This window comes from Acinetobacter sp. NEB149 (assembly GCF_012516415.1).
Lineage (GTDB): Bacteria > Pseudomonadota > Gammaproteobacteria > Pseudomonadales > Moraxellaceae > Acinetobacter > Acinetobacter lwoffii_V.
This window is the reverse complement of sequence record NZ_CP051208.1, coordinates 1,541,626-1,554,002: the sequence shown is the minus strand read 5'-3', so window position 1 is coordinate 1,554,002 and position 12,377 is coordinate 1,541,626. Positions and strand designations below refer to the sequence as shown.

Below are 12,377 nucleotides of genomic sequence, written 5' to 3'. Positions count from 1 at the left end.
GCACTGTCACAGCATTGAATAGGGCACTGATGATGACCTCTCAACACGATAGATCTGCTCATGCGCAAGAGTTGAACGCACGTTCTTCTTCAGGTGTACCGCGTTTACAGCTCATCAATATCTGTAAAAGTTACAATTCATTGAAAGCGAATGACCAGATACATTTAACCGTTCAACCTGGGCAAATTCATGCCATTTTGGGTGAAAATGGTGCTGGCAAAAGTACCCTGATGAAAATCATTTATGGGGCAACCAAGGCCAATCAAGGACAAATCCTCTGGAACGGTAAAGAAGTTCATATTGATAACCCGTCGATGGCAAGAAAACTCGGGATTGGCATGGTCTATCAGCATTTCTCTTTATTTGAAACCTTGACCGTGGTGGAAAATATTTTGCTGGGACTGGATGAAAAGATTCATTTAAAAGTCCTGAGCCAAAAAATTATTGAAGTTTCAGAACAATATGGTTTACCCATTGATCCACGCCGCGAAGTACATTCTTTATCGGTAGGTGAGCGGCAACGTGTCGAAATTATTCGCTGCCTTTTGCAAAATCCCGCTTTAATCATTTTAGATGAACCGACTTCAGTATTGACACCACAAGCGGTACGGCAACTGTTTAAAACTTTACGGTTATTGGCCTCCCAAGGCGTTTCAATTTTATATATCAGTCATAAATTACACGAGATCAAAGAACTCTGTGATGAAGCGACCATCTTACGCAATGGCCGTGTCACCGGAAATGTTAATCCCAAAGACAACAGTACCAGTGATTTAGCACGCTTAATGATTGGCCGTGATTTACCGACCTATGTACGCCCTGAATATACAGGTGAAAAACAGATATTATTCCAGGTTGAGAATCTCAATTACCAGTCCGACGACCCATTTGGTGTGTCGCTGAAAAATATCAATTTAAATATTTTTGCCGGTGAAATTGTAGGAATTGCCGGGATTTCTGGCAATGGGCAAGCAGAATTACTGTCTTTATTGTCGGGTGAAAATAGCCTGAAACATGGCCGGATGGTTCTGGATCAAATCGATATTTCCCGATTCAGTTCTGGACAACGGCGTGATTTGGGCCTGGGCTTTGTCCCTGAAGAACGTCTGGGCCGAGGAGCAGTCCCGAACATGACACTGTCCCAGAATGCCTTGCTGACCGCATTTCGGCAGAACCTGACGCAATGGGGATTAATCAAGTTTGCACAATGTAAGCTTTTTGCCGAGCACTGTATTGAAAAATTCGGGGTGAAAGCCAGTGGCCCAGAGGCAGAAGCACGTTCCTTGTCCGGTGGAAATCTACAAAAATTTATTGTCGGCCGGGAAATTTTGCAAAACCCGAAATTCCTAATTGTGGCTCAACCGACCTGGGGCGTAGATGTCGGCGCGTCCATGTTTATTCGGCAGACCCTGATCGACCTCTCTCGACAAGGTGTTGCTATTTTGGTGATTTCAGAAGAGTTAGAGGAGCTGTTTGAAATCAGTGATCGTCTCTGCGTGTTGGCCAATGGTGAACTATCTCCAGCGATACCTACTCATGAAACCAATACTGAAAATGTTGGAATCTTGATGTCAGGCATTCCAGGCCATGACACTGCGATCATCGTAGAGGAGCAGCAAGCTCATGCTTAATATAGCCAAAAACAAATATACGGGTTGAGAGGAGAGCAACATGCATTTACTGGAACCGCGTGAACATCCATCTCAAATCATGAAGTGGCTTTCACCGCTCATTGCGCTGCTGGCCATGCTGATTGTCGGTAGTATTCTGTTTTTAATGTTGGGCATTAATCCCGCGCAAGCCATGTACATCTTCTTTATTGAACCGCTGACATCATCTTATGGTTGGAGTGAACTGGCAGTGAAAGCCGGGCCTCTGATTCTGATTGCCTTGGGGCTGGCGGTTGGATTTCGAGCCAAATTATTCAATATTGGTGCTGAAGGTCAGCTTACCATCGGGGCAATTTTTGGCGGTGGTATTGCGATTTTATTTCATGATCAAATCGGTTGGTGGGTTCTCTCGTTAATGATCGTCATGGGCGCACTTGGTGGGGCACTCTGGGGTGCAATTCCTGCCTTACTGAAAACCCATTTTAATGCTGAAGAAACCCTGACCACCCTGATGATGAATTATGTCGCAGTATGTGTGTTGCTATACCTGGTCAACGGTCCTTGGCGTGATCCGGAAGGGATGAACTTCCCACAATCGGTGGTTTTTAGTGAGAGTGCGACGCTGCCATTCATTGTAGAAGGCACACGCATTAATGCCTCTATTTTTATCACTTTTTTTGCAGTCCTTCTGTTTTGGGTTTTTATGCGTAAAAGTCTGACGGCCTATAAACTGGAAGTCAGCGGTCAGGCACCTTTAGCTGCCAAATACGCAGGTTTTTCTTCCTCCAAAGCGATCTGGATGAGTCTGGTGATTTCCGGAATGATGGCAGGTATTGCCGGAATCTGTGAAGTGGCTGGACCTATTGGTCAGCTGAATCCGAACCTGTCCCCAGGTTATGGCTATGCAGCGATTATCGTGGCCTATCTAGGGCGTTTAAACCCAATCGGTATTGTGCTGTCAGGCTGTTTTATGGCGCTGATTTATCTGGGCGGCGAAATGGCACAAATGCAGTTGCAGCTTCCGGTCGCGATTACCGGTATTTTCCAGGGCCTGCTGTTATTTTTCCTGTTGGCTTCCGATGCATTAATTGAAAACCGTTACCGGTTTAGCAAAAAAATGGTGCCACCGGTCCCTCAGTCCACAGCAACCACCCTCTAACCCAATGTTGTCTACAGCAAAAGGAAGCATGATATGGCTTTAGAAATAACTGCAATTCTTGCAGGTACTGTTGCAGCAGCAACACCACTGATTTTCGCAGGTCTGGGGGAATTGGTCACACAGCGGACAGGTGTGATTAATCTTGGAGTAGAAGGGATGATGCTGGTCGGTGCAATTGCAGGTTTTGCTTTTGCTGCGCAATATGATGCCAGTGTATTAAGTGCCTTATTGATGGGTGGTCTGGCAGGCATGCTGATGGCCCTGATTTTTGCCTTTTTTACCTTGTCTTTAAGTACCAATCAATCCGCGTGCGGTTTGGCTTTAACCATTTTTGGACTCGGTATCTCTGCATTTTTGGGACAGAACTACGTCAGTATGGCTTTACCGGGTCTGGCTAATTTTAATATTCCACTATTAGCGGATATTCCAGTATTGGGTCCGATTTTGTTCCAGCAAAACTATGTGGTTTATCTGTCAATCTTGGTCTTCTTTCTGGTGTGGTTTGTCTTGGCCAAAACCCGTTTGGGCTTATTGCTTAAAGCAGTCGGAGAATCACCGGAAAGTGCGCATGCCATGGGTTATCACGTGTTGGCGATTCGTTATGGCGCAGTGCTATTTGGCGGTTTGATGGCAGGGGTTGGCGGAGCATTTTTATCGACCGTATATACCCCGATGTGGATTGAAAATATGGTGGCAGGCCGCGGCTGGATTGCCATTGCACTGGTAGTATTTGCGGTGTGGAAACCAACACGTTTAATGCTCGGCGCTTACCTGTTTGGGGGCGTAACCATTTTGCAATTTCACGCCCAGGCGCTTGGAATCAAGGTGCCGAACGAGCTGCTTGCCGCATTGCCCTATATAGCCACCATTGTGGTACTGGTCATGATTTCACGGAATAAAAAAGTACTCAAAATGAATTTGCCATCTTCTTTAGGCAAAACCTTCGTGCCATAACCGCAGCCATTCATCATAAATAGAATAGATTTGAGTATAAATCATGAAAATTTTAACAGCTTCCTATGTCCTTACCATGAACACGCAGAATGAATGTATTAAAAATGGCGCGATACTGATTGATGGTGACAAAATAAAAGCAGTGGGTACATTGGCACAGTTAACTCAATGCTATCCAGAGGTGCTCATTGAAGATTACCCACAAAAGATCCTGATGCCGGGCTTGATCAATACCCATTGTCATTCCGGTTTATTGCGTGGTACGGCTGAAGGATTACCGGTTTGGGATTGGTTACAGCAGTATATTGACCCGATGCACCGGGTGTTGACACCAGAGGATGCGAAAATCGCCTCCTATTTATGTTATGCCGAGGCACTATTGTCGGGAACGACCACCATCGTTGATATGTGGCGTTATATGGACGGAAGTGCTGAAGCTGCGCAAGCATTGGGAATTCGTGCCGTTCTAGTACCTTATGTCGCGGAACATCCGGATCACAATTATTTTGAAACCTTAAAAAGTAATGAGGCTTTAATCAACCGTTGGCATCAGCAGGCGAATGGACGTATTCAGGTTTGGGTGGGTTTAGAGCACCTGTTTTATGCTGAAGCTTCAGCATTAAGCCTCATTGAGAAACTTTGTCAGGATTATCAAACCGGTTTTCATACCCACAGCAATGAAAGCCAATTTGATGTACAGGAAAACCTGCGCCGTTCAGGTATTCGCCCAATTGAGAGTCTGCAAAAACTGGGCTTGCTAGATCTGCCTAAAACTTTGTTGGCACATTGCGTCTGGACAGATGCAAATGAAATTCAGATTTTAAGGCGACATGCGGTAGGGGTTGCGCACAATCCTATTTCCAACATGAAGTTGGCTTCCGGTGCAGCGCCTGTCGTTGAAATGCTACGTCAAGGCGTTGCGGTGGGTTTGGGTACTGACGGAGAAAAAGAAAACAATAACCTGGATCTATTTGAAGAAATGAAAACGGCATCATTGCTGGCCAAATTTTCTTCGCTGGATGCGGCCGCCCTGGATGCCTGGTCAGTCTGTCAAATGGCTACGATTACAGGAGCTAAAGCCTTGGGTATGCAAGATGAAATTGGTTCATTGGAAGTCGGCAAACAGGCCGACCTGATTGCGGTGAAACTGGATACACCGCGGATGACGCCGTTGATTGATCATAGAAAATTATTTAATTTGCATACCAATTTAGTCCATGCAGTTCAAGGCCAAGATGTCGTGATGACGATGGTGGCGGGACAGACTGTGGTTAAAAATGGCCGTTTGATCAATGCCGATTTACAGGCTCTAATTGATCAAGTGAATCAGGCGGCGCCACGCTTGTTTGAACGTCGTGATCAGTGGTTTGCAAAGCAGGGGCAAACGGTGAATGAATTACAGCGGGAAGAATTTTAAGATTTACGTGGGGGTTGAGGTTATTCATTGATAGTGGGGTGACCTCAGACGCCTTTCTAACGAATGATTTAAATGAAATTAAACAGAGTGAATAGACTGATATTTTCTAATCTTTAGATGAGTTTCATTCATTCACTTCTAAATTGCATCTAATAAGCTATAAAACCATTCTTTGAATTTACCCCTCAATTTCATCCACTTAATATTCGATAGAATTTATCTTAAGTTATTAATATTCATTATTTTATCATCTATTAAACCCTAAAATTTCATAGAAAAAATCTTTCATATTTTTCTTCATTAAGTGATCTTGATATCTTAAGAACAACCAATCATGAGTAATATTCACTTTTCATTGATTTTAAATCATTTTTATTCATCTTAAGGTTCACGTATAACTAGGCTTATTCAGAAATTTGGTTATTAGAACTTAGGGTAGTGAATCACAATGAGTAAAAAGTTTGCATGTTCAATTAAGCGCATTCGTTTTGACGAAAACTATTAACCTGCAGATAGCACACGTCTGACGACGAACTTTGCCAATTTGGCACGTGGCGAAAGTCGCGAACAGAATTTGCGTAACACTCTACGAATGATCAATAACCGTTTTAATGCATTGGCACATTGGGATAATCCAAAAGCAGATCGTTATTCAGTTGAAATCGATATTATTTCAGTTGACCTGGATATTGAAGGAAATGGCAAAAAGTTCCCTGCAATTGAAACTTTAAAAATCACGATTATTGATCATCAAACCAATCAGCGTATTGATGGCATGATTGGCAACAGTTTCTCGTCTTATGTCCGCGATTATGATTTTAGCGTGGTACTTCCTGAACATATCAAGAAAAATCCAGCCTCGACCAAGCCAGAAAATTTTGGTGATTTACACGGCAAGCTTTATCAATATCTCGTCAATTCTGAAGTATTTAAAGCAGAATTTAAAAAACAGCCGGTGATTTGTTTGAGCGTTTCAACCTCGAAAACTTACTACCGTACAGCGAATGTACATCCTGTATTGGGTGTGGAATATAAAAATGATGAGTATTCACGTACCGATGAATACTTCGCCAAAATGGGCTTAACCGTCCGTTATTTCAAACCTGAAAATGCTGCTGCACCTTTAGCATTTTATTTCGCAGGTGATTTATTACGTGATTATACCGATCTGGAGTTGATCAGTGCGATCAGCACCATGGAAAGCTTCCAAAAGATTTACCGTCCTGAAATTTATAATGCGAATTCTGCTGCGGGTCAGGTGTATCAACCCAGCCTTGAGTACCCAGATTATTCATTGACTCAAATTGTGTATGACCGTGTTGAGCGTGGTCAATTGGCAGTGAAGCAAGGGAAGTGGGCGGAAGAACACTTTATCCAGCCTTATAAAGACATTCTGGAGCAATGGGCCGCAGAATTCACAATCAAAACTACTGCTGACCAAGAACGCGCTGCTTAATACACAACATTATTATTTTACGAATATAGAGATAGAAGATTAGACATGGCACTTTTACAACCTAAAAAGCTACTCCCAACATCAACTGCTGGCAGCTTACCGAAACCGTCTTGGCTAGCAGAACCTGAAAAACTTTGGTCACCCTGGAAATTGGAAGGCCAGGAATTATTGGATGCAAAACAAGATGCACTGCGTTTGTCACTGCATGAACAACAGCAGGCAGGCATTGATATTGTCAGCGATGGTGAACAAACCCGTCAGCATTTTGTGACGACATTTATTGAGCACCTTGAAGGCGTTGACTTCAATCAGCGTGAAACGGTCAAAATCCGTGACCGTTATGAAGCGAGCGTTCCATCAGTCGTGGGTGAAGTTTCTCGTCAAAAACCTGTCTTTGTTGAAGATGCCAAATTCTTACGTTCTCTCACAGATCAACCGATTAAATGGGCACTGCCTGGTCCAATGACCATGATTGATACGCTATATGACGGTCACTACAAGAGCCGTGAAAAACTGGCTTGGGAATTTGCCAAGATCCTGAATCAGGAAGCTCGCGAGCTTGAAGCGGCTGGCGTGGATATCATCCAGTTTGATGAACCTGCATTTAACGTGTTCTTCGATGAAGTGAATGACTGGGGTGTGGCAACTTTAGAGCGTGCACTTGAAGGCTTGAAGTGTGAAACTGCGGTACACATTTGCTATGGTTATGGTATTAAAGCCAATACCGATTGGAAAAAGACCTTAGGCTCAGAATGGCGTCAGTACGAAGAAGCATTTCCGAAACTGCAAAAATCAAAAATTGATATTGTGTCGCTCGAATGCCATAACTCACGTGTTCCGATGGATTTGATTGAGTTGATTCATGGTAAAAAAGTCATGGTCGGTGCGATTGATGTCGCAAGTAATCAAATTGAAACAGCTGAAGAAGTGGCAAATACGTTGCGTAAAGCACTTCAGTTTGTGGATGCAGACAAACTCTATCCATCAACCAACTGTGGCATGGCACCACTTGGTCGCCAAGTGGCTCGTGGCAAACTCAATGCACTCAGTGCAGGTGCTGAGATTATTCGTCAGGAATTATCTCGCTAATTAAAGTGAATCCATGATGCTTTTAAAAGATTGAAAGTATCATTTGAGTGATATAACGCTCTTTATAAAAAGCTGAATATTGGAATACGGTGATGGTTGAAGCGACAGACTTTAGAAACGCAATGTCTTTATTAACAAGTGCAGTGAATGTAGTGACCACGATGGGCGATTCAGGTCGTCATGGTTTTACTGCGTCTGCCGTGTGTAGCGTGACCGATACACCACCGACATTGTTGGTTTGTATGAATAAATCATCGCGTTCTTATATCAACTTTGTTGAAAATAAAGTGCTGTGCGTAAATGTACTCAGTGCAGATCGAGCGCATCTTTCAAATGTTTTTGCATCTTCAAAATTCAGTTCTGAACAACGATTTGAACAGGGTGAGTGGACTGAATTAGAAACAGGTTCTCCTGTACTTCAAGATGCACTGGTGAGCTTTGATTGTGAAATTGGGCAGATCCAGGAAGTTGGTACACATACGATTTTGATTTGTCCGATTGTTGCCATTCAACAGAATCAGGAAGATCAAGCCCTGGTTTATTTTAATCGTGCCTATCATCAGGTCGGGGAAACAGAGTCTGTCTAATCCTGGAGCTGATGTAGGATTAAAATATTTTAGATTTAAAACCTGATTAACTTTTTTAATTTTGATTAAAATGGTCTACTAAGAATAGGGAATTATGTAAACCATAAATAAGGATGAATGGCAGACTGATCCAATAATTTACAGCTATCTATAGCCCAGAATTTAAAGATACAGCGGTTAAATTGATGGGCTGCTTTAAAAAACTGTTTATATACTAAAAATACGCACTGTCACTGGATGACACAAGGTGAATGCTCTTGAATATGCTTTTGCAAAGTTTATCTTTTCAGGAATTACTGACCATCATGCTGTCGGCATTAGGCTGTGGGCTTTTAATTGGACTTGAGCGTGAACGTCATAAAAACAATAACCATGAGCAGAGTTTTGCAGGATTAAGATCATTTACGATTACAGCTTTATTGGGTGCTTCATGTTTCCTTTTGCATCTCTATATTGGAGTAATAGGAACCGTCGCGGTCAGCCTGTTTTGTGTGTATAGCCTGTTTCAACAGAAGCAGGATATCGGCTCTACCACTGAACTGGCTTTTTTGATGACCTATATCATTGGCGCTATTTGTGTGTGGAATATCCCACTGGCTGCAGGGATGGCGGTTCTACTTACGATCATCCTGATGGGCAAACAGACACTGCATCAATTTGCCGGAAAAACGATCCAAAGCTATGAGTTAAGAGATGGCTTACTTTTATTGGCTTTGATATTGATTGCGTTGCCGGTCATGCCCAATAAGCCCTTGTGGGGCGCCGTACTGAATCCCTATATCATCCTTAAACTACTCATTTTAATCTTGATTGTGCAGTCCATGGCACATGTGGCAAAACGAATCCTATCCAATGATAAGGCTCTCATTTTATCTGCCTTAGCCTCGGGATTTGTCTCCAGTACGGCCACGATTGCCAGTTTGGGCATGCAAGTCCGATCCGGGCGGGCCAGTGCAAAATTAAATGCAGGCGCCGGATTGATCTCCTGTATTGCCACCTTATTACAGCTCTTGCTGATTGTTCTGGGAGTGAGCGTAGAGTGGTTCAAGTTCCTGCTGATTCCGAGTTTGGTGGGGATCGGAATTTTATGTATTGCAGCCGGATTCTTGATTTATCGAACTCCCCAAGCGGATAACAGTACGACCATCAATGAAATACAAGAAATTGATAGTCGAATGTTCAGTATCAAAGAAGCGGTGATTATTGCGGTCAGTTTGACCTTAATCCAGGCTGGGATTTACGGCGCGAATCTTTTACTGGGAGATAGCGGCTTAATCTTAGGTACTTTTTTAGCCTCTTTATTTGAAGTGCATGCTGCTGTAGCAGGTGTAGTGATACAGGGAAATCCTCATAACCTGACTTTAATTTATGCTGTCATGATTGGACTTGCGGCACATGCGGTGTCTAAAAGTATCAATTCTTGGTGGTGTTTCAAAAAGTATGCTGAAAAAAAGCAGGTTGGATTTTGATAAAATAGAGAAATGCGAATAACTCTAGAAATCAAGTGTCCAGCCTGCCTAAGTGACAGTATAAAGAAAAATGGCACAAAAGTAGATGGTAAGCAAAATTACCAATGTAAAATATGCAGACGTCAATTTATTGGTGATCATGCTCTCAGTTATCAAGGCTGTCACTCAGGTATCAAAACCAAAATATTACACCTCATGGTGCGAGGCAGTGGTGTCAGGGATATAGCAGAAATTGAAAGAGTAAGTATCGGTAAAGTTCTACGGACACTTAGCCAATCAAAATATCAACTTCGAGCACAGCAAAGTCATTATGAAACCCTTGAAGTAGATGAGTTTTGGACTTTTGTTGGTCATAAGCAAAATAAACAATGGCTAATTTATGCCTATCATCGAGAAACAGGTGAAATTGTTGCTTATGTATGGGGTAACCGAGATTTAGCCACTGCAAAACGACTTAAATTAAAATTGAAGCAGTTAGGTGTAAGCTATACATGTATATCAAGTGACCATTGGGATAGCTTTGTTACGACCTTTAAAGAATGCAAACAGTTGATTGGTAAATTTTTCACTGTGGGTATAGAAGGCAATAATTGTCGATTACGGCATCGAATCAGGCGAGGCTTTAGGAGAAGCTGCAACTTCTCCAAAAAGCTTGAAAATCATTTCAAAGCCTTTGATTTAGTGTTCTTTTATATCAATAATGGATTCGTTTAATGCCAGCATACTTTTTGAAACACCACCCAATTCTTTTGTGACTGGGGGATGGAAGTTTTTTCTGTATTTCGCGCCTAGCCAAATTCTACATATGTTAGGGCTTATCTTTATTCTTCTGAGTTTGAAATAAAAGGGAGCTGGTTTGCATATATTATAAAATGATCCAGTCATTTTAAGCCATTTTTAAGTTTCAGATTCTAGGCTAAAGCATCTTAAAGTCTTTGAGCCACGGATCATGCTGAAGCTGTTTTCCCATTCGTCTTTTTTTAGTCAGCGACCTAAAAAGTCGATTAGTCTTTCAGGCTTCAATATGTTGCTCGCTATTTGGCTAGGACTGATCTTAAACTTTGCTTTCTATCAGAAAATTCATGAATTTACGCCTTATGCCAATCTGAAAGCAGGTCTGTTACTGGCCGCCACGGCATTGATCATCATTGCCTTTTACAACTTGGTATTACAGTGGCTGAACTGGAAATGGAACGCCAAAATACTGGCCAGTGTCCTGATCATTCTGGGTGGTTTTAGTGCTTATTTTGTCAATAGTCTGGGGGTCGTTATTACGCCTGACCAGATCCAGAATATGCTGCAAACTGATGCCCGTGAAGTCCGTGATCTTTGGTCAATGCGACTGGTCATCTGGACACTGGGGTTTGTAATATTTCCACTCGGCATCGTCTGGATGCTTCAAATTCAGCCTGTATCGCTGGGGCGTAAAATCTTACAAAAAGGCTTGAGCAGTGTAGTCTCACTCGGACTGATTCTAGGCTTATTGTTCTGTTTCTATGTCGATTATGCTGCTATCTTCCGCGAGCATCGTGATCTGAAGGGAATGCTTTCTCCACAAAACAGCATCGCGTCTACCTTGTCCTATTATAAAAAGAAAGCACCTAAAGCAAATTTGCCTTTGGTGACTTTTGGCGAAGATGCACATCTGCTACAGCAGGCTCAAATGCAGGAGCATCCCAAATTAATGGTGCTGGTAGTGGGAGAAACTGCACGTGCCGAGAGTTTTGCCTTAAATGGCTATGCGCGTAATACTAATCCTGAACTGAGCAAGTTAGCGGTGATTAATTTCAATCAGGTCAGCTCTTGCGGAACTGCAACAGCCGTTTCAGTCCCGTGTATGTTTTCGGGCATGTCACGTGAAACCTATGATGAACAGCTCGCCAGCCACCGTGAAGGTTTACTGGATATTGCCCAGCGCGCCGGTTATCAGGTGACATGGATTGATAATAACTCAGGCTGTAAAGGCGCCTGTGACCGAGTACAAAAATATCAGATTCCGACGCAACTGAAACAGAAGTGGTGTGATGCTGGTGGTGAATGTTTTGATGAAATCCTGGTGGATAGCCTGAAAGATTATCTGGCGCATCTGGATAAAAACAACCCGAAACCACAATTAATTGTACTGCATCAGATGGGCAGTCATGGCCCCGCATATTTCAAGCGTTCCAAAACGCCGTATCAACCATTTCAACCAACCTGTAATAGCAATGCCATTCAGGGCTGCAGTACAGAAGAATTAAAGAATAGCTATGATAATTCGATTGTATATACAGACCATGTTCTTGCCCAGATCGTTGAAACTTTAAAGCAGCAAACTCAATATCAAACCGGTTTCTGGTACCTGTCTGATCATGGAGAATCCACCGGAGAGCATGGTTTATACCTGCATGGTGCACCTTATAGTATGGCGCCGACCCAGCAAACCCATGTCCCGATGCTGATGTGGTTCTCCGATGCCTGGAAGCAGCAGAATACCCAGCAGGTCAGCTGTCTCAAAGGACAGACCGAACAGGCCCGTAGTCAGGATCATCTTTTCCCCAGCTTATTAAGCTTGCTGGATATAAAAACGCAAGTGATTGAAGCTAAAAATGATATGCTTGCACAATGCTCACCATCCTTAAAGAACAGAGCTTGAA

Annotated in this window: 9 protein-coding genes and 1 pseudogene; all 10 read left to right on the top strand. The window is 42.9% G+C overall.

Going from position 1 to position 12,377, the window contains the following annotated elements; genetic code table 11:
• The first annotated feature begins 29 nt into the window (after positions 1–29).
• On the top strand, positions 30–1,631 hold the full coding sequence (locus HGD77_RS07475; protein WP_086044850.1) for an ABC transporter ATP-binding protein: 1,602 nt from the start codon (positions 30–32) through the stop codon (positions 1,629–1,631).
• 40 nt (positions 1,632–1,671) lie between these two features.
• Positions 1,672–2,769: an ABC transporter permease gene (locus tag HGD77_RS07470; protein WP_005106992.1), complete on the top strand. Its 1,098-nt coding sequence runs from the start codon at positions 1,672–1,674 to the stop codon at positions 2,767–2,769.
• Between the two features lie 33 nt (positions 2,770–2,802).
• On the top strand, positions 2,803–3,723 hold the full coding sequence (locus tag HGD77_RS07465; protein WP_004729775.1) for an ABC transporter permease: 921 nt from the start codon (positions 2,803–2,805) through the stop codon (positions 3,721–3,723).
• 43 nt (positions 3,724–3,766) lie between these two features.
• Positions 3,767–5,140 (top strand): amidohydrolase family protein, encoded by a 1,374-nt coding sequence (locus tag HGD77_RS07460; RefSeq protein WP_086044851.1) that lies wholly within the window; start codon positions 3,767–3,769, stop codon positions 5,138–5,140.
• Between the two features lie 448 nt (positions 5,141–5,588).
• A pseudogene (locus tag HGD77_RS07455) lies at positions 5,589–6,596 on the top strand (DUF1852 domain-containing protein).
• A gap of 45 nt (positions 6,597–6,641) precedes the next feature.
• The gene (locus HGD77_RS07450; RefSeq protein ID WP_086044852.1) at positions 6,642–7,685 is read left to right on the top strand and encodes a methionine synthase; all 1,044 of its coding nucleotides are present in this window, start codon (positions 6,642–6,644) and stop codon (positions 7,683–7,685) included.
• Between the two features lie 92 nt (positions 7,686–7,777).
• A complete protein-coding gene (locus HGD77_RS07445; RefSeq protein ID WP_005246437.1) occupies positions 7,778–8,272 on the top strand; it encodes a flavin reductase in 495 nt (164 codons plus the stop codon).
• Between the two features lie 263 nt (positions 8,273–8,535).
• Positions 8,536–9,741, top strand: coding sequence for an MgtC/SapB family protein (locus HGD77_RS07440; protein ID WP_415877837.1), 1,206 nt, complete (start codon positions 8,536–8,538; stop codon positions 9,739–9,741).
• 12 nt (positions 9,742–9,753) lie between these two features.
• Positions 9,754–10,455: an IS1 family transposase gene (locus HGD77_RS07435; RefSeq protein ID WP_004282341.1), complete on the top strand. Its 702-nt coding sequence runs from the start codon at positions 9,754–9,756 to the stop codon at positions 10,453–10,455.
• Between the two features lie 235 nt (positions 10,456–10,690).
• Positions 10,691–12,376 (top strand): phosphoethanolamine transferase, encoded by a 1,686-nt coding sequence (locus tag HGD77_RS07430; RefSeq protein WP_168730771.1) that lies wholly within the window; start codon positions 10,691–10,693, stop codon positions 12,374–12,376.
• The last annotated feature ends 1 nt before the right edge of the window (position 12,377 follow it).